Here is a 21,930-nt window from a genome sequence, read left to right as displayed (position 1 = left end):
AGGGTTCACGGTGAGTCGGTTCCTGCTGAAACTGTAAGCAAAGTGCGCTGCACCGATTCGGGTGCAGCGCAGCCGTCAAGGCTGAAACGCCCCGATAAAGATCGCCGGATCAACCCGTGCGTCGTTCAGGCTGATGTTCCAATGCATATGCGGTCCGGTCGCCCGGCCGGTGGAGCCGACCTTGCCCACCACTGCACCGCGTGCCAGTTGCTGGCCCACGCTCACATCTATTTTCGACATATGGCAGAACATGCTGATAAAGCCCTGGCCATGGTCGACAAACACGGTGTTACCGTTGAAGAAGTAGTTACCGGTGAGAATCACCTTGCCCGCCGCCGGCGTCTTGATCGGCGTTCCTGCGCCCACGGCAAAATCCAGCCCCGAATGCGGATTACGCTCCTCGCCATTGAAGAAACGCCGTACGCCGAACTTGCTCGACAGCGGCCCGTTCACCGGCTTGTCCAGCAACAGGTTGCTCGGTGTATTCGGGCTGAAACTGCGATACGCCTTGAGCTGGACCGCCAGCTCGCCTTCGATGCGTTTGAGTTGCGCCGGGTCCGGGTTCACCTGGCTTTTGTTCTTCAAGGTGATGTGCTGCTCGGGGTACTTCTTGAAACCGACGATAAACGGCAGGTTCTGGCTGCCGCTGGTGATGCGCTGGGTGCCGGGTTTTACCGTCAGCGGAATACCGACAATGGCCAGCCAGTTGTTCTGCTCCTTCACCACCAGCACTGGCCGGTTCAGGTAAGTGGCCTTGGGCGCCGTCGCCGAAGGGCCGAGGTCGATCACCGCGACGCCGCCGGGCACCGGCTTGTTCAGCAGCCGGGTGATGTAGCTGTCGGCGTGGGCATTGAAAGTCAGGCACAACAGCATCAACAAACTTAAAAAGCGTGGCATCAATCAATCCAGTAACGAGAGGGTGACGGGCGTCAGGTGGTTGTCTTCCACCCGCACCTGCAATTGGCCTTCACCGAGGCGCGCGGTGAGGCGCTGGCCGGTGTGGGTTTGCGCGGCATTGCGAATCGCCTGGCCGCGTTCGTCCAGCAGGATGCTGTAGCCACGGCCGAGGGTCGCCAGCGGGCTGACCACGTGCAGCGTCTGCACCTGGCTTTGCAGTTGCAGGCGACGGGCCTTGAGGCCTTCGCGCATGGCGCGGGGCAGGCGCTCGGCGAGGCTGTCCAGGCGTTGGCGCAGCAGGGCCAGTTGGCGGCCGGGGTGTTGGCCGGCGAGACGTGTTTCCAGGCGGATCAGCCGTTCGCGACGAGTATTCAGGCTGCGCTCAAAGGCCCGGCGCAGGCGCATGTCCAGGTCGTCGAGGCGTTGGGCTTGCTGGCGCAGGCGCTCGCCCGGATGACGCAGGCGACGGGCCATGCCTTCCAGGCGCAGGCGGTCGTGGCTCAGGCGGTTGCGCATCAGCATCACCAGGCGGCGGTGCAGATTCTCTACCTGGCGAGTCAGGTGACTGGAGTCCGGCGCTAACAGCTCGGCAGCGGCGGAAGGGGTAGGCGCACGCACGTCGGCGACAAAGTCACTGATGGACACATCGGTCTCGTGGCCGACCGCACTGACGATGGGCGTCACGCAGGCGTCCACGGCACGCGCCACGGCTTCTTCGTTGAAACACCAGAGGTCTTCCAGCGAGCCGCCGCCACGGGCCAGGATCAACGCGTCAAAGCCGCGGGCATCGGCCAGCTTCAGGGCGCGGACAATTTGCGCCACGGCCTCACGGCCTTGCACGGCCGTCGGGATCAACGTCAGTTCGACGTTGGGCGCCCGGCGGCGGAATACGCTGATGATGTCGCGAATCACCGCGCCGGTGGGCGAGCTGATAATCCCGATGCGCCGAGGGTGGGCGGGCAGCGGCACCTTGCGCTCGGCACTGAACAAACCTTCGGCGCTGAGTTTTTCCTTCAGTGCATCAAAGGCCAGGCGCAACGCGCCATCACCGGCCGGCTCCACCGTGTCGAGAATCAGCTGATAGTCGCCACGGCCTTCAAACAGCGAGACCTTACCCCGTACCTTCACCGCCAAACCGTCTTTCAACGCCTGGCGCACCCGTGCGGCGTTCTGCCGGAACAGTGCACAACGCACTTGGGCGCCGCTGTCCTTGAGGGTGAAATACACGTGGCCGGAGGCCGGGCGGGCGAGGTTGGAGATCTCGCCTTCAACCCAGATATTGGTGAACACGTCTTCCAGCAACACCCGCGCGCGGCCGTTGAGCTGGCTGACAGTCAGGACTTCGCGGTCCAGGCCCAGACGGGCAAAGGGATCTTTAATCATGGGCGGCAGTTTATAGGCATTCGTGCAGGGTTTGACAGAACTGCTCCACCAGCGCGCTCGGCGTTTGCTGGCAGGCGAGGGCGACGGTGCTTTGGCAATCGGGATCGGCCAGGGGCAAAAAGTGAATGTTGGCCGGCGCGATGTCCTGCATCGATTCCGGCAGCAGGGCAATCCCGAATCCGGCCTGGATCAGCTGCAACTGCGTGGTCTTGCGCGACATCACCCGGGCTGCCTTGGGGAAAAATCCGGCACGCATGCACAACTCGGCTGACAGGTAACTCAGCCCTCCGCGTTGGGGATGAGGGATAGAGATAAACGCTTCGTTTTTTAACTGCGCCAAATCTATACCGGATGTGTGCCCGGCCAACCGATGGTTCGGCGGCACCGCCAATAGCAACCGCTCGCTGTATAAAGGCACGATGCGCACGCCTTCGCGCTGGCGCAACACCGGCAAGCGCAACAGCCCGACCTCCAGCCGACCGTCGGCGATTTCTTCCAGCTGCGCTTCGGAGGACAGTTTGGCGATGTCCATTGAAACGCCCGGGCATTGCTCCAGCCAGGCGCCGATGCCGCGCAGCAAGCGGCCACTCATCGGCACTGTGCTCGAATGGCTCAGCCGCAGCGTCCCGAGCTGGCCGTTGCCCACCTGTGTCGCCATCTCACTGGCCTTCAGCAGCTCGCCCAGCAGGTTACGTGCCCGCGGATAAAACGCTTCGCCCGCGGCTGTCAGCCTTGGTTGGCGTGCGGTGCGCTCAAACAGCGGCGTTTGCAGCAGGTTTTCCAGCTCCTTGATCTGCCGGCTCAGCGCCGATTGCGCCACAAACAGCCGCTCGGCTGCCGCGCTGAAGCTGCCGCTCTCGGCGATTTCGACGAAGTAACGCAATTGCCGGGTGGAAATCACAAGTCATGCCTTTTCGAGATGAGTGATGGGCTTTGAAGATATTAGTCGCAACCCTCGCCGATGGCTAAAGTGATGGTCATCTTGAATAAGGAAGACTTCATGAGCCCGGTCGAACTGTTGAGTCACTGGTCATTGGGTGGTGTGGACTGGCTGGTGATCGGCGTGGCGATTGCCCTGGCCTATATCGTGTTCGGCATCGCCGGTTTTGGCACCGCGCTGGTGGCGGGGCCGATCCTGATTCTGTTCATGCCGCTGTCGAAGATCATCCCGTTGCTGGTGTTGCTGGATTTTGTCGCGGCTTTCGGCAACCTCCTGCAATCGCGGCGGGATGTGGTGAAGCCGGAATTGCTCAGGTTGCTGCCGTGCATGGCGATTGGCTGCACCCTGGGGGTAATCTTCCTGCTCAACCTGCATTCGGATTTATTGCTGCTGCTGATGGGGCTTTTCATCAGCGCCTACGCGATCTACAGCCTGGCGGTGAAGGTCAAGCCCACGCAGATGGCGGCCGGTTGGGCGATTCCCATGGGTGTGGTCGGCGGATTGTTCGGGGCGTTGTTCGGCAGTGGTGGCTTTTTATATGCGATCTACCTCAACAGCCGTTTGCCCAAGGATGGCGCGCGGGCGACCCAGAGTGCGTTGATCAGCTGCAGCACGGTGGTGCGCCTGAGCCTGTTTCTGATCGCCGGCGTGTACGCCGAGCTACCCTTGTTGATGTTGGCGGTGTGCCTGTTGCCGGCCATGGCGCTCGGGCTGTGGGCGGGGCGGCGGCTGACCCTGCGCATGTCCCGCGAGGCGTTCGTGCGGCTGGTGACCTGGCTGGTGCTGGCCAGCGGCATTGCCTTGATTGCCCGTTACTTGAGTACTTGACCTGTGGGTGTCAGGGATTAAGCTGCCGTGCTCTAGGGCCCCATCGCGGGCAAGCCCGGCTCCCACAGTTGATCGCATTCCAATGTGGGAGCCGGGCTTGCCCGCGATGAGGCCAGAAGCCACACCGCAGGACACCCAGGCACCATGAATTCCCAAAGCATCCTTGTCCCCAAGATCTCCACCTTGCCCGTCCACGAACCCCGCGCCCGGGCGATCGTGCGCTGGCTGGTGCGCAAGAACATCGTCAAGGAAGAACTCACCACCTGCGGGCGCACCGGCAATCGCATGGGCTACGCCCTGGCCGACGGTGCCCGCGCCGTGGTGCTGCACCCCGACGCGCTGCCGTTCAACGAGCCGATCAACGGCCTGGAGATCATCTACAAGCGCTGCATCTACACCCCGGCCAAAGGCTTCCTGGAAGAAGCCGGTTGCCCCGAGTGCCTCAAGGAAGTCGGCGAAGCCCTGTTCGAAAGCCTGGAAGACTGGATGCCCGGCCACACCGACAACTTCACCTGCCCGCTGTGTGGGCATGAAGACGACATCAACGGCTTCCTGTTCCTGCAGGAATGCGGCTTCTCCAACCTGGGATTCATCTTCAATAACTGGGCGGAGGCGGGGTTCAAGCAGAGTTTTATCGACGAATTTGCCGACTGGCTGGACCAGAAGATGAGTTGGGTCAAAGTCGAACTTTAATCCATCTATCAGTATTACCAAGTTTGTCAGAGTTTTACATTGAACCCGAGGGGGTGTCTGACTATAATGGCGCGCTTCCATTTTCCCGCTCGGGAGCCCCCGCGATGCTGCGTATCAGCCAAGAAGCTCTGACATTCGACGACATTCTCCTAGTGCCCGGTTATTCCGAGGTGCTTCCTAACGAAGTCAGTCTCAAGACCCGCCTAACCCGTGGCATCGAGCTGAATATTCCTCTGGTTTCCGCTGCCATGGATACCGTCACTGAAGCCCGTTTGGCAATCGCCATGGCTCAGGAAGGCGGCATCGGCATCATCCACAAGAACATGACCATCGAGCAGCAAGCTGCCGAAGTGCGCAAGGTCAAGCGTTACGAAGCCGGTGTGGTCAAGGACCCGATCACCATCGAGGCCGATGCCACCGTTCGTGACCTGTTCGACCTGACCCGCCTGCACAACATCTCCGGCGTTCCGGTACTGCACGATGGCGACCTGGTCGGCATCGTCACTTCCCGTGACGTGCGTTTCGAGAACCGTCTTGAAGTCACCGTCCGCGAAGTGATGACGCCTAAAGAGCGCCTCGTTACTGTCAAGGAAGGCGCCGACAAGAACGACGTTCGCGAACTGTTGCACAAGCACCGCATCGAACGCGTACTGATCGTCGACGACAAATTTGCCCTCAAGGGCATGATGACCGTCAACGACATCGAAAAAGCCAAGGCTTACCCGCTGGCCAGCAAGGACGACCAAGGTCGCCTGCGCGTTGGCGCTGCGGTCGGCACCGGCAAGGACACCGGCGAGCGCGTCTCGGCCCTGGTAGCGGCCGGCGTTGACGTGGTGGTGGTCGACACTGCCCACGGTCACTCCAAAGGTGTGATCGACCGCGTGCGTTGGGTCAAAGAGAATTTCCCTGAAGTACAAGTGATCGGCGGCAACATTGCCACCGGCGCTGCCGCCAAGGCACTGGTTGCTGCGGGCGCAGACGCGGTCAAGGTCGGTATCGGCCCTGGCTCGATCTGCACCACCCGTATCGTTGCCGGTGTAGGCGTGCCGCAAATCAGCGCCATCGCCAACGTCGCCGCTGCCCTTGAAGGCACCGGCGTACCGTTGATCGCCGACGGCGGCATCCGTTTCTCCGGTGACCTGTCCAAGGCCATCGTTGCCGGCGCTTCCTGCGTGATGATGGGCTCGATGTTCGCCGGTACCGAAGAAGCGCCGGGCGAGATCGAACTGTTCCAGGGTCGTTCGTACAAGGCTTACCGCGGCATGGGTTCCCTGGGCGCCATGTCCCAGGCTCAAGGTTCTTCCGACCGTTACTTCCAGGACTCCTCAGCGGGCGCCGAGAAGCTGGTACCGGAAGGCATTGAAGGGCGTGTTCCGTACAAGGGCACCCTGAGCGCCATCATCCATCAACTGATGGGCGGCCTGCGTTCCTCGATGGGCTACACCGGCAGCGCCGACATCGAAGAAATGCGCACCAAGCCTGAGTTCGTGCGGATCACCGGTGCCGGCATGGCCGAGTCCCACGTCCACGACGTACAGATCACCAAGGAAGCGCCAAACTACCGCGTAGGTTGATGCTTCCAGCAAAACGTTAAGTAACCGGGGCTGTTCTTCAGCCCCGAGTTGTTTCTGAATTACATAGACGAGACTGACTCCATGGCCCTCGACATTCACGCCCACCGCATCCTGATCCTCGATTTCGGTTCCCAGTACACCCAGCTGATCGCCCGCCGCGTGCGTGAAATCGGCGTGTACTGCGAACTGCATCCGTTCGACATGGACGACGAAGCGATTCGCGAATTCGCTCCAAAAGGCGTCATTCTCGCCGGCGGCCCCGAGTCCGTGCACGAAGCCAACAGCCCGCGTTGCCCGCAGGCAGTGTTTGACCTGGGCGTGCCGGTCTTCGGTATCTGCTACGGCATGCAGACCATGGCCGAGCAACTGGGCGGCAAGGTTGAAGGTTCCGAGCTGCGTGAATTCGGTTATGCCCGTGTCGACGTGGTCGGCAAGAGCCGCCTGCTGGACGGTATCGAAGACCACATCGACGCCGACGGCCTGTTCGGCCTCGACGTGTGGATGAGCCACGGTGACAAGGTCACCAGGATGCCGGAAGACTTCCACATCCTGGCCAGCACCCCGAGCTGCCCGATCGCCGGCATGTTCAACGACGAGCGCGGCTACTACGGCGTGCAGTTCCACCCGGAAGTGACCCACACCAAGCAAGGCGGTCGCATCCTGTCGCGCTTCATCCTCGACATCTGCCAGTGCGAAGCGCTGTGGACCCCGTCGAAGATCGCTGAAGACGCCATCGCCAACATCCGTGCCCAGGTCGGCACCGACAACGTCCTGCTGGGCCTGTCCGGCGGTGTTGACTCCTCCGTGGTCGCGGCCCTGCTGCACAAGGCCATCGGCGACCAACTGACCTGCGTGTTCGTCGACAACGGCCTGCTGCGCCTGCACGAAGGCGAGCAAGTGATGGCCATGTTCGCCGAGAACATGGGCGTCAAGGTGATCCGCGCCAACGCTGAAGACCAGTTCCTGAACAACCTGGCCGGCGAGTCCGACCCGGAGAAGAAGCGCAAGATCATCGGCCGCACCTTCATTGACGTATTCGATGCCCAGTCCAACAAACTGGACAACATCAAGTACCTCGCCCAGGGCACCATCTACCCGGACGTGATCGAGTCGGCTGGCGCCAAGAGCGGCAAGGCCCACGTGATCAAGTCCCACCACAACGTGGGTGGCCTGCCTGAGGAAATGAACCTCAAGCTGGTAGAACCGCTGCGCGAACTGTTCAAGGACGAAGTCCGTCGCCTGGGCCTGGAACTCGGCCTGCCGTACGACATGGTCTACCGCCACCCATTCCCGGGCCCGGGCCTGGGCGTGCGGATCCTGGGTGAAGTGAAGAAGGAATACGCCGACCTGCTGCGTCGCGCCGACCACATCTTCATCGAAGAACTGCGTAAGGCCGACTGGTACCACAAGGTCAGCCAGGCGTTCGTGGTGTTCCAGCCAGTCAAGTCGGTGGGTGTTGTAGGCGATGGCCGTCGTTACGCCTGGGTTGTTGCCTTGCGTGCGGTGGAAACCATCGACTTCATGACCGCCCGTTGGGCACACCTGCCGTACGAACTGCTGGAAACCGTCAGCGGTCGTATCATCAATGAGATCGAAGGTATTTCGCGCGTGACGTATGACGTCTCGAGCAAGCCGCCGGCGACGATTGAGTGGGAATGATGGGGCGTCCGGCATTGTCCGGCACCCACTAGCAAGAAATGCCCTGGAGCCCGCGTAATTGCGGGCTTTTGGCTTTTCGGGTCTGGCAAATTCTGGCAGCTTTGTGCATCGCCAAGCACCGTGTTTGTATGGCATGGTACGGGGCATTGACTGAGCCAAATGCCATGTTCGGTGCTCGATACCATGTCGCCCTAGTAGGGGAGGGCATGGTATCAAATCTCATCATCAGCCCGGTTTCATTGGGTTTTATCGTGGTGCATGAGTGCTTTTCTGAGCATGGTATTTTTTCCATGGAATCCGTAACTGCCATGCTGACCGATACCAAGCTGCGTAACCTCAAACCGCAAGAAAAACTCTACAAGGTGAACGACCGCGACGGGCTGTATGTGGCCGTCACTGCTGCCGGTTCAATCTCATTTCGTTACAACTACTCAATCAATGGCCGTCAGGAGACCATCACGTTCGGTCGTTATGGCGTGGGTGGCATCACACTTGCGGAAGCCAGAGAGCGCCTGGGCGAGGCTAAAAAGATGGTTTCGGCGGGTAAGTCACCTGCCAAAGAGAAAGCCCGTGCCAAGGCACGCACCAAAGGGGCAGAGACATTTGATGCGTGGGCTGAGAAGTGGCTGCGTGGGTATCAGATGGCTGACTCGACCCGTGACATGCGCCGTTCTGTTTACGAGCGCGAGCTCAAGCCGCAATTTGGCAATCAGAAACTGGTGGAAATCAATCATGAGGACCTGCGAATGCTGACTGATGCAATCGTAGAGCGTGGAGCTCCAGCCACGGCCGTGCACTCCCGCGAGATTGTGATGCAGGTGTTCCGATGGGCGATTGAGCGTGGCCAGAAGGTAGAGAACCCGGCTGATCTGGTACGTCCTGCAAGCATCGCTAAATTCGAGCCACGTGACCGCGCTTTAGGGCCTGACGAAATCGCGTTGATGTACCAGTACCTAGACCGCATCGGCACCGCGTCCTCGGTAAGGGCGGCCGCTAAGCTGCTGTTGCTCACCATGGTGCGCAAAAGTGAGCTGACTAATGCCACCTGGAACGAGATCAATTTCAGCGAAGCCTTGTGGACTATTCCGAAAGAGCGGATGAAACGCCGCAACCCCCATTTGGTGTTCTTATCTCAGCAGGCGTTGGATTTTTTCATTGCTCTGAAGACGTTTGCCGGTGGTTCGGATTACGTTTTTCCCTCTCGGTACGATTCCGATTTGCCAATGAGCACCGCGACGATCAATCAGGTGCTGACGCTGACCTATCGGCTCGCGCAGAAAGAGGGGAAGCCGTTGAGCAAGTTCGGACCGCATGATTTGAGGCGGACAGCGAGCACGCTGCTGCATGAAGCGGGTTATAACTCAGACTGGATTGAGAAGTGTCTTGCGCACGAGCAGAAGGGCGTCCGGGCCGTCTATAACAAGGCTGAATACCGCGATCAGCGTCGGGCTATGTTGCAGGATTGGGCGGATATGATTGACGAGTGGACCCTTCACCGGCCACGTCGAAGCAATGGCGGCCAAGAATAAAGTTAGAAATTCAATCTGCCAGCTTTCGAGTTCGCCGTCTGATGGCCGCAGAGATTGCTTGGCGCGATACGCCAAGCTCCCGGGCGATTTCAGATTGGTTCGTAACGCCTCGGTTTAACAAATCATCCAGCGAGCTTGTTGGCGATTTGAGTGTTTGGAGTTGGACGTAGGCCTTTTTCCTGACATCTGCCCATGTTTCTATATCCCACCTACGGAGCACGGAAGCTCCTTGTGCCCATATTTGGGCAATCAGTTCCTCATACTCAAGTGCAAACCTACGGTCGCGCTGATAGGCGCGGCGAGCTTCATCGCTACGCCGCGGATTATGAGCTTCGCAGTAGAGTTTGCTCGGTCTGGCTGCGCCTTCAGGCTGGCCCGGCAGGGTCGCAGGTCTCAGTAATTCTCCGTCTTTCGCCCAGGTAGAAACGAGCATTCGGCGCTCCACATGCTCGCGGAATGCAGCTACCGAAAAGTCTCCGCGCAATTCCTGCATATCGCAGTATCTCAACAGCATCCGGGAGGGCCCATATTTGCCAAACTCCCCCCTCAATGCCTGTTCGTAACGAGCAACCAATATATCGGCTTTTTTCTGAGCCCTTGTACGAACAGATTCTGTTAAGGGCACCACTTTGACATTTTCGCGCTTTAAGCGCTTGAAGACCTTTGGCGCCGCCATGCTGATCGCATATTCGGTGGACCGCCAGCATAGCTCGCAGAAGCACCAGTCGTAGTGGTTACTCAATTTCGACCGGATGCGATCGGACGATGTATCGCTCTCCCTAACCAGCAGTTGCAGAAGCGGGTCGTAGGTGCTCGACGGTTTTAAGCTTTTTCCCATCCTTAGATGATAGCCCCGATTGACAACCATATTCTAACTTTTTTGCGCCCTAGTTCTGGCCCTCGAAGGCATTGTCAAGCATCTGACAACTTCGAAGGAAAGCGACCCCGTGGAGACCAAACCAAAGAGCAAAACACTCATCAACCGTAAGAAATTGCATGCGATGATCCCGCTGGCTGAGCGCACAATTTACAACATGGAACAAAGGGGTGATTTCCCACGCCGTATCGCTTTGACCAGCCGGAATGTTGCTTGGGATCTGGCTGAAGTCGAAGAATGGATTGATGCGTGCAAAGCTTCTGGCCCGGCTCCCAGACCTGGAATTGGAGCCTGAGTAGTGCGGACCGGGCCCGATCCAGGGCCCATTTCGCAGCAGCATAGTAGGACTACGCATGCTCAACATCAACGCTCACAGCTTGCGCTGTTCAGTTCACAGGACGAGGCGCAGACGTACCACGACAGCACCCGGAGCGGCTTTTTTTCCCTCCTTGTTGATGTGTGTGGCGACAAGCGCCAGTCGTCTCACTTGTTGGCAGATATGCCGACCGTTCTCGGTCTGGTAGACAAAACCCGTGACACATGGATGTCACAGGCCGAATTCATCCGCCCCAACCGGCGCGTCGTGAATCTATCGCGCTTGGGATTGCTGTTCGCCGATCTCGACACCTATCGCGTTCCTGCGCTCGCTGGTTTCTCGCCCGACGCCCTGGCCAGCTATGTGATGTACTTCTGCGCAGAGGAAGGCATACCCGCCCCGTCCATGCTGATTTACAGCGGCCGCGGAATCCAAGCCAAGTGGCTTTTGGAGGGCACGATTCCGCGTCAGGCATTGCCGCGCTGGAACGCCTGCCAGCGCTACCTTGTTGAGCGCTTGGCGCACGTTGGGGCCGATCGTATGGCGAAGGATGCAAGCCGCGTGCTGCGTACCGTGGAAACCGTCAACAGCAAGAGCGGCGAAGTGTGCCGCGTTGTGCATGTTCAGAGCGGCATCGACGGCCAGCCGGTGCGTTACAACTTCGAGTATCTGGCCGAGTCGCTGCTGCCTACTGCGCGTTGGACAATCGAACAGCAGCGGCAAGCGCAGGCCGAACCTATCCAGCGCAAGCCCTTCAAGCTTGTATCGGTACTCGGCGGCAAGACGAACAACCTACGGGGATTCTCCGGCCGCCAGCTCGCGTGGGATCGACTGGAGGACTTGCGCAAGCTGGCCGACCTGCGCGGTGGTGTCAGCGAAGGCTGCCGAATGCAGCACCTGTTTTGGCGGCTAAATTTCCTGTTGCTTTCGGGCGCAACCAACAGCAAACAGATGTACCACGAAGCATCCGCGCTGGCCCGTGAGCTAGACCCGCAATGGAATAGCCGCTCCAGAGAGCTGATGACGTTGTTCAGCAAAGCCAAGGCGTTCGAGGCAGGCGAGAAAGTTAGCTTTGAGGGCAGGGACTATGCCCCGCTGTACACGCCCAGGAACGACACGCTGATCAATCTGTTCAGGATCACGCCAGACGAGCAGCGGCAGCTTAGGACTGTAATTAGCCCGCGCGAGGCCGCAGAACGCCACAGGAAGCGCGAGGAAGGCCGTAGGCGTGCCGCCGGGGCTGTAGATAGGGAAATATACCTAGAAGTGACCGCCGACCGTCGAGCTGAGGCCCAAACACTTCGAGGTCAGGGATTGAGCATCCGTGCTATCGCGGCCCGCATTGGCGTCAGCAAGACAGCCGTAGGGCGTTATGTAAATGATGCCGTCGAGCGTTCCAATGCCGTGCATATTACTAATTGCGGAGTGCCTTTGGCGAAGGCCCAGTCGCGTCGATCCGACGGCGTTTGAGGTGTACTCGTGGCGAGGTTAAAGGTGTCCCGGGTCCGTGCGTATTACTAATGGCGAAGCCTCCGCGCTTTGGCGTGGTCCGTTTCTGCAGATCCACGAGTACCCTGAAGTCTGGAAGAAATGTCCGCTAAGCTAGCTGAGCTTTATTGCACCTACACTCAGCGTGGTGCCTGTTGATGGTTAGACTTGCGGTAGTAAGGACTATTAGAGTCGAGCAGATGGGCAGAATAATCGGTTACGCAGTGGAAAGTGATTTAGAGGAAGGTTTTCTCGTGCATGCGTCGCCGAGCGTTTGGGTCACATGCTTAGAAAGTGCCGTGCGTTACGAGACCGCTGCCCTGGCATGGGCTTCGGCGAAACGGCGTGGTAGCTCGCTCGCTTCTGCTATGGCAGTCATCGAGCACGACGATGGGTCATTGTCGTGGGAGCCGATCCCTGATCCTTCAAAGGCCTCAGGCGGCGATTGGCTCGTATGGTTTGAGCTTAAGCCAGGAGCGAGACGCCTTTACGTCGTCAAGACCGGCAAGCGCATAGCTGCTTCGAACGACCCAGGCGATGCCAAAGGTTATAAAACCATGGGGGCTGCCAAAGAAGTAGCCGAGAAATTGTCTTTAGGCGGCAGCACTTCAGGGGTTCAGCAGATCACGGCCGATATCGTCCCAATAAGGTAAAGCGGTATTGGGTGGCGGGCTACATTTGATCAGCTGTAGTTGCTTCCCGTCCATCTGGCATCTGGCTGGTAGGTGTTCAAAGTCCGTGCATATTACAGCACGTTAAGGGGATGGCCGATGATAGCGCAGGTCTATGCGGAATCTGATGATAAGGCCCGGCAAGGCAAGCGACGGATGGGAAAAATCAAGGGCGTGCTAAGCGGTGCTGCCACAGCAATACAAACCCCGCCCTGTGGCGGGGCTAGTAATACGCCGGGCTAGCGATCAGCGAATTTTAGCCTGCTCGTTTTTGTGTAGGCTGTTCGGCGCGCATCGCCACCAGAATCTGCTTTGTCAGAGCTGCGTTACTTTTGCTTCCCAGCAGAGGTAGGCGATTCATGCTGTGTGCTCCTGCAATCATGCGGTATGAAGCTGATAGGGCCAGCGGGCTTACCCTGAGCTGGAGCGCTGTGTACTGGCGATCCAGCTTATCGAGTTGCGGTCCGTACCCCTTGTTGCGTAGCCATCTGCCAAGCGCCCACAGGCCAATGCCGAGCGTAAAGACCAATGCTGCGAATCCAGCGAATATCAGAATGTCTGTCATGGTTATTTCTCCAGAGGGTCGTAGTTCGATGCCGTACCGGCCACGTTGAGCGAAGCGAGGCGTCCGTGATTCGTGCTGGTGTCAGAGGCGGGACGGATCACATTAGATTCCGTGCCGTCGGGGCCGGGGGGCGTTTCAGTTTCATTGTTCTGAGCGACCGGGCTGTCATTGGCAACAGGAAAAAGAGATGAGGCGTGGGCATTCTCCATACCTGGTACGGCCAGTGACGCCATAACGCCGAGCACCTTCGCAGTTCCACCAGCAGCTTGGGAAATTTCATCGCCAGTCCGGACTGCTTCCCCTTTTGGTGCCAGTTGCTGTGGGTCTTTGTTTTCGGCTGCTTGTGTGGCCTTACCGCTTTGTTTAGCTGCATGCTGGGAGAATTTGCCACTTTCCGCCGCTGGTCTAGACGAAGTTGCGTCAGACGGGCTGCCTCCAGTCTTTGACGCCGCTGGTATCGGGCCCTTGGTAGCGCCTCCGCCTGTGCTGGCACCGACTCCAGAGGACGCTCCGCCACTTATTGACGTTGACGCTCCGCCGCCCGCTGAGCTTGCGGCGTTGGCAAAACTAGAGTTGATCGCGCCCGCCAGCCCACTGCCAGCGGTAGCACCTGCACCACTACTGGCTGCACTCAGTGCGCCGGCTGCAACTGGTGCTGCGGCACCCGCCGTGGCGACGGTGGCGATTGCGGCGGCAGCGCCCGCCGCTCCGGCCGTTGCCATTCCTCCGATGGCCGAACCTCCACCCATCGACGAACCACTAATCATGCCGCCGATAAGGTCTGGAATTGTCTTGGTCAGGTAGGCGCAAATTAAAGCCAGACCCGCCATAGTAATCACGGAGGCTTCATTGTTCTGGTACGCAGCTGACCACTCACGGCTTGCTTGTAAAATCAGGCCGATAATCAGGGTCAATACGAACAACTTAGCGCCGACTGCAAGGGCGAAACGGATGGGGGCAATCGCGTATTCCCGTGTCCACTGGGAACCACCAAAGCCGAAGAACAATACAGATGCGTTGATGATTACGTAGGACTCAACGAGAGTCACGAACATGAAGGCTGCAATGAATGCAAAACAGATCAGCACTAAAAATGCCGCGAGGCTGATGGCGAGCGCTTGCCCTGGAGAAAAAAACGAAATGCTTGCCAGGATTGCGCGTGAAAATTCCACTGCCATTGCGAACACGTCTCCGGGCTGCAATGCCCGCTCAAGGCCGCTAGCGGCAGCTCCCGCGTCACGAAAGCTATCGACAATGGTGGTAGCCCATTCCACAGCATATTTAATCAGTGCTAAAAAGAAGCCAGTCACCAAAATGAAGCGTACCAGTTCGCCTGCAATCTCACCTATATCAGCTTGTTTCAAAACTAATGGTATAAATGTCCAGACAAGCTGAATAGTTGCCAGGAGCCAGAATAGGTTAATCGCATAGCCGTAAAGTCGTTGTGACCACTGACCTGACTGGTTGAGTATTAAGTCTAGGAGGCCATCGACTGACGTATCCGGTTGTGCAAGATTTGTATCAGCTAGCGCATTACCAGCAATGAAGATGCCTATGAACGCGAGAAACCACAAGAGACGACGATCCATAACTAATATCCCTTTGATCCACCACGGAGGGTAGGCTGGTTTTTGAAGGCTGAGTCTGCATTTTTTTGATCACTGCTTGCTGTGCATTCAGCTCTGCTCAAAATCATGATTGTAGTAGCTGATGCGGCAACAGCTGACCCAGCACACATCAGAACTAAAAGCCATTTCGATATGCCCATTATTAGTACCCCTTTGAGCCGCCGCGAATAGTAGGTTCGTCTTTGAATTTTTGTTCGGTTGCTTCATGGATGTCGCTACGGTCGCCCTGTTGCGCCATATAGTTGCCTTGCAGATTTATCTGCGTCGCTAAGAGGTCGCGCAGTTTTTGGAGTTGCTGAACATTTTGTGAGGCTATTTCATTGCCTGCCTGGATCGCTTGCATACGACCGACTGCCGACTGTGAGCGGGCGACCATGCTAGCCAACTTGGTATCTTCAGATTCAAAGCTGCTCGTATTTAGATTCGCTGCCTCAAGCGCTGATCTCACGTTGTCACGACCTTGCTGTGACCAGTTCTGATAATGCTCCTCTGTAGTGAGAGCAGTATAGTTCGCCGCGCCGTTCAGATAAGACTGAAAGCCGGGGAATTTATCGTTGAACTGCGTATCAATGTTCTGAAGTTCTCTGCCCAAGCTCTGCGAGCGATTATAGATGCTAACCACGCTTTTCAGGTCTGTCGCGATACTCCCAAACATAGAGTTGGGCAAGCTTTTGCCCTGTGTGATCATGTTTTGATATTGCTGGATTTGCTTCTTTAACTGTTCGGCTGTATTGAGTGACGTATTGAGTTCCTCAGCATATTGGAACATTTGCTGATAGAAGGTTGAACAGTTGGAGCAATATATAGCGTAAGCAGTGGAAGAGTAAAAAGCCATGCCAGCGAGGCTGGTCGCAGCTATTGTGATGGCCAGCATGGTACTTCGAGCAGTTTTGTAGGCAGTTGGGTAGGAGCGTTCTTTCGATCCCTGCTTCATATCGAATACCTGATTATGTCAGTTGTCGTGTAATCGATTATCTCGCGTCTCGCTGGAATCTCAAATAGACGGATAACTTTCTATCCGACTCCAGCCGGTCAGAGTTGTCCGTAAATTGTCCGCTAATTGAACTTGGTGTGCTTACTAGCTCGTATGGAGGAGGCGCAAGAGTGCCGATCGTTGGCGTTGATTATTAGTTGTGGGGGTAAGTTCATTAGTTAATTCGATTCTATGCGATGGTGCGCGACAATGTGCGAGTTAACGCGATTCAACGCGAAAGTATGCGATTCAATGCGAAGGTATGCGATTCAATGCGAAGGTATGCGATTTTGTTTTTTTGAGCTGACGATATCGATCAGATCGCATAGAGTCGCACAGGATTGGACGGCAAGATGTGTGTTGTACGGGTGCGGACTTCGTCCACCCCCTCCCAACACCCCCCGTATTCGCCTGCGGCTCAATGGGTTCTCTTGCTCTGCGAGGCATACAGTCGCTACCGCGACGACATAAAAGCATCACCAAAGGAGGAAGCGTGACCAGCGAACAGCCAACCGAGCCCAAAGCCCGGAGACGCGGCAAGCCGATAGAGGTTTGGGTGAACGATGAGGAAAAAGAACTGATAACGGCGCGTGCGTCTGAAGCCGGGTTGTCCCGGTCTGGATACCTGCGGGCTGTCGGCTTGAACTATCCGATTCGGTCGGTCGTAGACCTGGCCGCCGTGGCCGACTTGGCTAAGGTCAATGGCGATCTAGGACGGGTGGCTGGTCTGTTGAAACTCTGGCTCTCGGAGGGGCGTGGAGAGGGGGCGAGTGTCGTCGACGTGGAGGCGGTGATGGTAGAGTTCCGGGAATTGCAGGTGAGTGTTCGACAGAAAATGGGATTGATTGTCAGAACCCATAAGTAAGAACCTTTCGTGTGGTGGTATGGGGTGAAGTTCAAAAAAACTCGGTATGATGATGTCACGGGGCTACCTAAATTCTTTGCTGGGTTAGAGAAGGTGGAATGCCGTCGCGCAGCTCTCGATTAATGCTATTGGCGTAATTAATATACAAAAGGAGTTGGGAGTGCCAAATTTATCAGACGAGGTTGTCGCTGGCTTAACGGAGCGGATTAAAAAATATCTTACAAGCAAAAGAGGTTATGAGCTTTTAGGATATGTAACTTCCGGCGGATCCGCCGCTATTTTTAAAGTTCGCTGCCCTGATGGTCTCAGAGCGATAAAGGTTTTTGATCCAAAATTTATCAGCTCTGAAGAAGGGTCGAAGGAGCAGCAGCGTTTAGAACTTCAGAGGCGGCTCATAAATCATAATTGTGAGTACTTGGTCCAAACCTTTTTCATTGAAACAGCTGAAGATACGGCCTTTGTCGAAATGGAGTTCGTGCATTGGCCTCAGTTGAAAGAAGTTCTTAAAGATGTGCCAGACAACACGGTGGCTTCCCTGATTCAGCAGTTGGTATCCGCGATCCTATATCTGAATTCTCTAGGTGTAGTTCATCGCGATATCAAGCCAGAGAATATCCATGTCTCACCTGACTGGTCTCGGCTAAAATTGCTAGACCTTGGAGTTGTTCGTGAGCTTGATCCAGGTCCAGATGCAGGTGAGACAGATCAAGGTACTCTAAGACCGTTCTTAGCTACCGCTCAGTATAGCTCTCCTGAATATTTATTTAGACTAGATGCACCATCAGAAAAGCTTTGGCAGGCTTTGAATTTCTATCAGGCAGGTGCTGTATTGCATGATCTGATTATGAAAGAGCCAATATTTAATGCAGAAATGGAGGCTGGAAATCGCTGGCTGTTAGCCAAAGCCGTTCTAGTTAAACCGCCATCATTTTTTGATGCCGATTTGGGCAGGCTCTCTTCATTGAAGTCCTTGGCTAGCCGTTGTTTGTCCAAAGATATGGAATTAAGGCTTCGAATAGTTTCCTGGGCTGATTTCAGTTTTTCGCCAGAAAGCGATTCTATGCTATCGCTTCAAGTTAGAATAGCTAGAAAAAGTCAAAGTAGTGCGCAGCAGGCGCAACGCATTTTGGAGTTTGATCGGGAGCAGTTCAGGGAACGTATACTTCGGAAGGTAAGAGAGCAGCTTACTCCGGTTACTCGAACAGCAGTTCCTTTGAAGATGGTTTCGTGTTGCATAGGTGAACGCTTAGGTGCTAGCTTCATTTTTTCGATGGGCGGTAATTTCGTCACTTCAATCTGCGTCGTTTTTAACTGGCTGTCTGGGATGTATGAACGAACCGCAAGTTTGAGCATGCGTGCGGGGCTTTGTGCCTCTGAGTCTCAGATCGATTTAGCACAATTAACGGAAACTGCTATTTGTGAAGCCTCCATTGAAAATGAAGAAAATGTAGCTGTTCAGACCGTAAGTGAGATGTTAGCTAGCGCTCTTAGTCAAGCCTTAGACGTCATGGATACTCTTGGTGATCCAGAGCAGTTATCTACCTTTAAAATGCTGGATTTGAAAAATTCCTAGGATTGAATATGAATACCAGCTGGTGGCGGAAAAGAAATCAGATGGATGACCTTCAGAAGGCATTCATCGCTTTGCCCACAAAGGGGCGTTATCTATTATCAGGCCCTCCAGGTTGTGGAAAGACGAATTTATTGCTTCTTCGCGCAGAGGTGATGATCGGTGCTGGTGAAGAGGATGTTCTCTTTATTACATACACTAAAGCTCTTGCCGATTTTATTCGAGGTGGATCGGTTGAAAGGAAGATGCTGGACGCTGAGCAAATAAAAACCTTTCACTCATGGGCAATGGAGCACATTCGTACGCATCTTGGGAATGGAGCTTATCCTAGAGATGCTAGGTTTGACAGAACGCAAGTACTGGACTTGCTTCATCAGGCAAACCAGCAACGTCCATCTGAAAAGTTGTACAGCGCAATATTTATTGATGAGGCGCAAGATCTTACCGTTGGTGAGCTACAAGCGCTGATTGAGTTATCTGATAATATATGTATTTGCGGAGATAATAGGCAAGGGATTTATCAGCAGGATGGAATGACTATAGTAAATCATGTCGATCTTGATGTTCATGCTTTAGAGAAGCACTTCCGGATGGGGCAAGAAATTGCGATCGTGGCAGATAAACTGATGCCTCCTATGAAGGGACACCCCACCCTTGAGTCAACATGTAATTACAACCCAATAGAGCAGGGTGAGTCTTCAGCTAAGGAGTGGGTTTGCGCTGATCGTGACTCTCAGTTTGAGAAAATGTTGGAATTAATTGAAGTGCAATTGGATGCGTTCGCCGAAGATACGATTGGCATCTTCTGCGGGCACAAAGAAACTCTGGCTGAGCTGCGCGAAAGGTTTGACGAGACGGATCTAGCGGGTAAGGTTTTTGTGCATAAAGTTGATCCCGGAGCAAATTTTCACTCGAGCTGTTTAATGCATGTTGTGACGCTGCATAGTTCTAAGGGAACGGAATTTCGGTGTGTACATATATTCGGCGCTGAGGAACTGGCAGAAGACGGCTTGCGGCGAACCACTCTCAGCTATACCGGCGTTACTCGAGCCAAAACTGCCCTTAATATTTATAGGACCGGGGCGACTAGCAGGAAGCTGCAAAACGCTTTTGCTAAGAAGCGCCCATTTGGCTTAGAAGATATTTTTCCGGATGATTAAAAATATGAGTAATTTTATCTGGTACTGCTTTGATAGAACAAATCTGCCTGAGGCGCTGTTTGCTGTTGGAGAATTGACGTCGCTATTTGGAGGGCGGCAGGATGAGTTAAAACCGGAGGAGGAATTAACCATTGGCTACGTTGATGCTCCTTCTAAATTTGAGTGTAATAATCCCGCCCTGCTAGTTATAAGCGACAGCAAAGGCGCTGAAGTTTTGGCATGGGTAAGCACCTATTCTCCAGAGTCATTTCCTCTCAGTCAATTCTCGAGGCTTGTAAAATACTCCGACTATCAATTGCTAAAAAATAAGAACGTCGAGGCTAAAACCTTTTGGCCTAGAAAAGATAGGTGGGCTTCTGTAGTTTTAGGAGAGATTCTCGCGCAGGGGGATTCTGATATTTCAATAGGTGGTTTACCTTTATCTAGAGCGCAAGCCGTGTTCACTACCCCTATCGCGAAATCAGCCATTCTCCATGGTAACGACGATGTTGTTGAACTATGTATCGATAGATTACGGCTTTTGGAAAAAGATAGGGACTTCGTAGAGCGTTCTGTTTCTATTGACGAGCTACTCCCTATTTGGAAGAAAATAGGGATTGTCTGGGATGAGACCTATCCGATAAAAAAACTGATGGATTTACTGCCACTTCCGGACTCCAAGACCGACCTGTTTTCTTCTGGGATGGACTTGAGACAGTATCCGGATTTATTGAGCGACTCAGCCGAAAAAAGGGTTTTGGCGTTTCGTAAATTTATAAGAGAAGTTTCTGCTGATTCAGCAGTAGACAGATTTAATCCGTTGGTGCCGGCTAGCCTTGCAATATCTGCATTCTTCGTGGGACGAAGCACATCTCATGTGTTTTTATTAAAAGAAATCAGCAAAGACTTCCCAACGGTTTTTGTATGGTTTGGATTGGTCGCAGCACTGATGGGCCCCACGTTCTGGGATGTTAATTGGTCTAGAGCTGTTAAGGGAATAGAAAAAGGATTTCATTCGAGGTTTGATTGGGTTGATCCATCGCAAGCTGATCTTTCTTGGGTTGAGTATTCTTGGTTAAATAAAGTGTCGAAGAGTAGCGATCCTTTTGCAGATATACCTAAGCTTTTGCCCAAAGTTTTATCCTTAGAGATTATCCCTGGTGCCGTATGCCAATTTCGATTGAAGGGAAGCTCGTTTACACCTCCTTCGCAGGAAACCGTACGTACAAGTGTGCAGGCGGCGAAACTAAAAGAGCTTGAAAGTGCTTTGGCCGAATTTATTAGCCTGTCTGATCGTGCGAAAGAGCGATTAGGAGTTGGCTTTGAAAAAGTTCCCATTCATGAGGTTCAAGGCAGTGAGGTTGGGGAGGCCCCGAAGGTAGTTAAGAAAAATAGGCGGTCAAATAGCTTAGCCAAGAAAAGTACATGATTCTAAGCCCGCGTTATAGCGGGCTTTGTTTTTGATACGTCAGGCAATTCACGGCTGAACCCGCTCGTACTCGTGAACTGTCTTGTTCACTATATATTTTATTGGAGCGGCTGGAGTCAACAAGTCTCCATCGAAGAAAACATAGTTTTTTCCTTGGCCAAAGGAACTGTTAAAAACAATCCCATCAAATTTCGCCTCGCTTTGATGAACTCACATAAAAACTGGGTGGGAATGTAGTCGAGGTTACTATTTTCAGGCCTGATGGGCTTAGAAAGCTCTTCAGAGAAAAGCTCAAGCAACCCAAGAAATCCCAATACAGCTGATAGCTGTTCCTCCCCGAAGGCTGAGGCAGAGCAGTGTTTTCTAGGCGTTGTTAAGTCCAGCACTGATAGTTCGCGCACAGGAGTCATTTGTGCGACGTATACGCCGCTTGAATTGCTCGGTCTGACCTCACTTATACAAGTAATTAAACTGTCCGCAACATATAGATATGGAATTCCCAAGGGGTTCGCCCGCCCCCCGGTCACTATTTCGCGTGGCGGGCAACCCATCTGGATTGCGTTCAAGGGCTTTTCTGATATCCGAGCTCTAAAAAAACTTTCTCTCACATCAACCGGTATTTTTAGTTGTTCTAAAAGTTGGAACAATACTCCCTCGTTGCTGCCAGGTTTTAACCTGCTAAAGAGAGAAGAATGTATGGTGGCCTTAGGGAAAAAGCGATTCTTGTGCTTCAACTCAATTTTGAAGTCTTCCCATTGATCAGTATAGCTAGCTACATCAAAATCGAACAAGAATCGCTTATTTGCTGTGTCGTTTCCGAAGATATCATTAACGAGTATTTCTGTCTCCCGAACGCTGTTGCTCAAAACGCCATACGACCTCAAGATTTCAGCAAAGGGATATCCA

Annotated in this window: 20 protein-coding genes; 12 read left to right on the top strand and 8 right to left on the bottom strand. The window is 54.8% G+C overall.

Features of this window, described 5'->3' with window-relative positions; genetic code table 11:
- Positions 1-75: 75 nt before the first annotated feature.
- The 3 genes from M2400_RS10575 to M2400_RS10565 are packed head-to-tail and all read right to left on the bottom strand — an operon-like array spanning position 76 to position 3,181.
- A complete protein-coding gene (locus M2400_RS10575) occupies positions 76-897 on the bottom strand; it encodes a peptidoglycan DD-metalloendopeptidase family protein (protein WP_177114788.1) in 822 nt (273 codons plus the stop codon).
- A gap of 3 nt (positions 898-900) precedes the next feature.
- Positions 901-2,280, bottom strand: a complete 1,380-nt coding sequence (gene xseA / locus M2400_RS10570) for an exodeoxyribonuclease VII large subunit (RefSeq protein WP_177129113.1) — start codon at positions 2,278-2,280, stop codon at positions 901-903.
- A gap of 10 nt (positions 2,281-2,290) precedes the next feature.
- Complete coding sequence (locus tag M2400_RS10565; protein WP_177047030.1) at positions 2,291-3,181, bottom strand: LysR family transcriptional regulator; 891 nt, start codon at positions 3,179-3,181, stop codon at positions 2,291-2,293.
- A 99-nt stretch (positions 3,182-3,280) separates the two neighbouring features.
- On the opposite strand from M2400_RS10565, the gene M2400_RS10560 reads away from it, so the two are divergent.
- The 5 genes from M2400_RS10560 to M2400_RS10540 all read left to right on the top strand — a co-directional run bounded on the left by M2400_RS10560 (position 3,281) and on the right by M2400_RS10540 (position 9,503).
- The gene (locus M2400_RS10560) at positions 3,281-4,048 is read left to right on the top strand and encodes a sulfite exporter TauE/SafE family protein (protein WP_177047028.1); all 768 of its coding nucleotides are present in this window, start codon (positions 3,281-3,283) and stop codon (positions 4,046-4,048) included.
- Between the two features lie 144 nt (positions 4,049-4,192).
- On the top strand, positions 4,193-4,741 hold the full coding sequence (locus tag M2400_RS10555; protein WP_003209647.1) for a hypothetical protein: 549 nt from the start codon (positions 4,193-4,195) through the stop codon (positions 4,739-4,741).
- A 104-nt stretch (positions 4,742-4,845) separates the two neighbouring features.
- Complete coding sequence (gene guaB, locus M2400_RS10550) at positions 4,846-6,315, top strand: IMP dehydrogenase (RefSeq protein ID WP_010176852.1); 1,470 nt, start codon at positions 4,846-4,848, stop codon at positions 6,313-6,315.
- A gap of 81 nt (positions 6,316-6,396) precedes the next feature.
- Complete coding sequence (guaA, locus tag M2400_RS10545; protein ID WP_155581705.1) at positions 6,397-7,974, top strand: glutamine-hydrolyzing GMP synthase; 1,578 nt, start codon at positions 6,397-6,399, stop codon at positions 7,972-7,974.
- A gap of 308 nt (positions 7,975-8,282) precedes the next feature.
- Positions 8,283-9,503, top strand: a complete 1,221-nt coding sequence (locus tag M2400_RS10540; RefSeq protein ID WP_259196369.1) for a site-specific integrase — start codon at positions 8,283-8,285, stop codon at positions 9,501-9,503.
- 10 nt (positions 9,504-9,513) lie between these two features.
- Here M2400_RS10540 and M2400_RS10535 read toward each other — a convergent pair whose 3' ends face one another.
- Entirely contained in the window at positions 9,514-10,371 is an 858-nt protein-coding gene (locus M2400_RS10535; RefSeq protein WP_259196315.1) for a hypothetical protein, read from the bottom strand.
- Between the two features lie 79 nt (positions 10,372-10,450).
- Between M2400_RS10535 and M2400_RS10530 the strand changes: the two genes are divergently transcribed.
- From M2400_RS10530 to M2400_RS10520, 3 genes are all read left to right on the top strand, one after another.
- A complete protein-coding gene (locus M2400_RS10530; protein WP_004878789.1) occupies positions 10,451-10,675 on the top strand; it encodes an AlpA family transcriptional regulator in 225 nt (74 codons plus the stop codon).
- Positions 10,676-10,678: 3 nt separating this feature from the next.
- Complete coding sequence (locus M2400_RS10525) at positions 10,679-12,166, top strand: replication protein (RefSeq protein ID WP_259196317.1); 1,488 nt, start codon at positions 10,679-10,681, stop codon at positions 12,164-12,166.
- 218 nt (positions 12,167-12,384) lie between these two features.
- Positions 12,385-12,837, top strand: coding sequence for a hypothetical protein (locus M2400_RS10520; RefSeq protein WP_259196319.1), 453 nt, complete (start codon positions 12,385-12,387; stop codon positions 12,835-12,837).
- 274 nt (positions 12,838-13,111) lie between these two features.
- On the opposite strand, the gene M2400_RS10515 is transcribed toward M2400_RS10520, so the two are convergent.
- From M2400_RS10515 to trbJ, 3 genes are all read right to left on the bottom strand, one after another.
- Positions 13,112-13,420: a hypothetical protein gene (locus tag M2400_RS10515; RefSeq protein ID WP_259196324.1), complete on the bottom strand. Its 309-nt coding sequence runs from the start codon at positions 13,418-13,420 to the stop codon at positions 13,112-13,114.
- 2 nt (positions 13,421-13,422) lie between these two features.
- Complete coding sequence (trbL, locus tag M2400_RS10510) at positions 13,423-15,009, bottom strand: P-type conjugative transfer protein TrbL (RefSeq protein WP_259196326.1); 1,587 nt, start codon at positions 15,007-15,009, stop codon at positions 13,423-13,425.
- Positions 15,010-15,190: 181 nt separating this feature from the next.
- On the bottom strand, positions 15,191-15,982 hold the full coding sequence (gene trbJ, locus M2400_RS10505; RefSeq protein WP_259196330.1) for a P-type conjugative transfer protein TrbJ: 792 nt from the start codon (positions 15,980-15,982) through the stop codon (positions 15,191-15,193).
- 532 nt (positions 15,983-16,514) lie between these two features.
- Between trbJ and M2400_RS10500 the strand changes: the two genes are divergently transcribed.
- The 4 genes from M2400_RS10500 (at position 16,515) to M2400_RS10485 (ending at position 21,024) form a co-directional block, all read left to right on the top strand.
- Positions 16,515-16,886, top strand: a complete 372-nt coding sequence (locus M2400_RS10500) for a plasmid mobilization protein (RefSeq protein ID WP_259196331.1) — start codon at positions 16,515-16,517, stop codon at positions 16,884-16,886.
- Between the two features lie 160 nt (positions 16,887-17,046).
- Positions 17,047-18,459, top strand: coding sequence for a protein kinase domain-containing protein (locus M2400_RS10495; protein WP_259196333.1), 1,413 nt, complete (start codon positions 17,047-17,049; stop codon positions 18,457-18,459).
- 8 nt (positions 18,460-18,467) lie between these two features.
- Entirely contained in the window at positions 18,468-19,616 is a 1,149-nt protein-coding gene (locus M2400_RS10490; protein WP_259196335.1) for a UvrD-helicase domain-containing protein, read from the top strand.
- 4 nt (positions 19,617-19,620) lie between these two features.
- Positions 19,621-21,024 carry a hypothetical protein gene (locus tag M2400_RS10485; RefSeq protein WP_259196337.1) on the top strand — a complete coding sequence of 468 codons (1,404 nt, stop codon included), beginning with the start codon at positions 19,621-19,623 and terminating at the stop codon, positions 21,022-21,024.
- 116 nt (positions 21,025-21,140) lie between these two features.
- Here the strand turns inward: M2400_RS10485 and M2400_RS10480 are convergent, their stop codons facing one another.
- Positions 21,141-21,890 (bottom strand): RES domain-containing protein, encoded by a 750-nt coding sequence (locus M2400_RS10480; protein ID WP_259196339.1) that lies wholly within the window; start codon positions 21,888-21,890, stop codon positions 21,141-21,143.
- Positions 21,891-21,930 lie beyond the last annotated feature (40 nt).

Origin of the sequence: Pseudomonas sp. BIGb0558 (assembly GCF_024807515.1) — a bacterium.
Taxonomy (GTDB): Bacteria; Pseudomonadota; Gammaproteobacteria; order Pseudomonadales; family Pseudomonadaceae; genus Aquipseudomonas; species Aquipseudomonas yamanorum_A.
Note: the sequence above shows the minus strand (reverse complement) of the source record. Positions and strands in the feature narration are given on the sequence as shown.

Excerpts from the sequence above, each read along its gene's own strand:
- guaA (WP_155581705.1), top strand. The coding sequence starts at position 6,397 with ATGGCCCTCGACATTCACGCCCACCGCATCCTGATCCTCGATTTCGGT.
- M2400_RS10555 (WP_003209647.1), top strand. The coding sequence starts at position 4,193 with ATGAATTCCCAAAGCATCCTTGTCCCCAAGATCTCCACCTTGCCCGTC.
- M2400_RS10490 (WP_259196335.1), top strand. The coding sequence starts at position 18,468 with ATGAATACCAGCTGGTGGCGGAAAAGAAATCAGATGGATGACCTTCAG.
- M2400_RS10575 (WP_177114788.1), bottom strand. The coding sequence starts at position 897 with ATGCCACGCTTTTTAAGTTTGTTGATGCTGTTGTGCCTGACTTTCAAT.
- trbL (WP_259196326.1), bottom strand. The coding sequence starts at position 15,009 with ATGGATCGTCGTCTCTTGTGGTTTCTCGCGTTCATAGGCATCTTCATT.
- M2400_RS10540 (WP_259196369.1), top strand. The coding sequence starts at position 8,283 with ATGCTGACCGATACCAAGCTGCGTAACCTCAAACCGCAAGAAAAACTC.
- M2400_RS10485 (WP_259196337.1), top strand. The coding sequence starts at position 19,621 with ATGAGTAATTTTATCTGGTACTGCTTTGATAGAACAAATCTGCCTGAG.
- xseA (WP_177129113.1), bottom strand. The coding sequence starts at position 2,280 with ATGATTAAAGATCCCTTTGCCCGTCTGGGCCTGGACCGCGAAGTCCTG.
- M2400_RS10515 (WP_259196324.1), bottom strand. The coding sequence starts at position 13,420 with ATGACAGACATTCTGATATTCGCTGGATTCGCAGCATTGGTCTTTACG.
- guaB (WP_010176852.1), top strand. The coding sequence starts at position 4,846 with ATGCTGCGTATCAGCCAAGAAGCTCTGACATTCGACGACATTCTCCTA.
- M2400_RS10560 (WP_177047028.1), top strand. The coding sequence starts at position 3,281 with ATGAGCCCGGTCGAACTGTTGAGTCACTGGTCATTGGGTGGTGTGGAC.
- M2400_RS10520 (WP_259196319.1), top strand. The coding sequence starts at position 12,385 with ATGGGCAGAATAATCGGTTACGCAGTGGAAAGTGATTTAGAGGAAGGT.
- M2400_RS10535 (WP_259196315.1), bottom strand. The coding sequence starts at position 10,371 with ATGGTTGTCAATCGGGGCTATCATCTAAGGATGGGAAAAAGCTTAAAA.
- trbJ (WP_259196330.1), bottom strand. The coding sequence starts at position 15,982 with ATGAAGCAGGGATCGAAAGAACGCTCCTACCCAACTGCCTACAAAACT.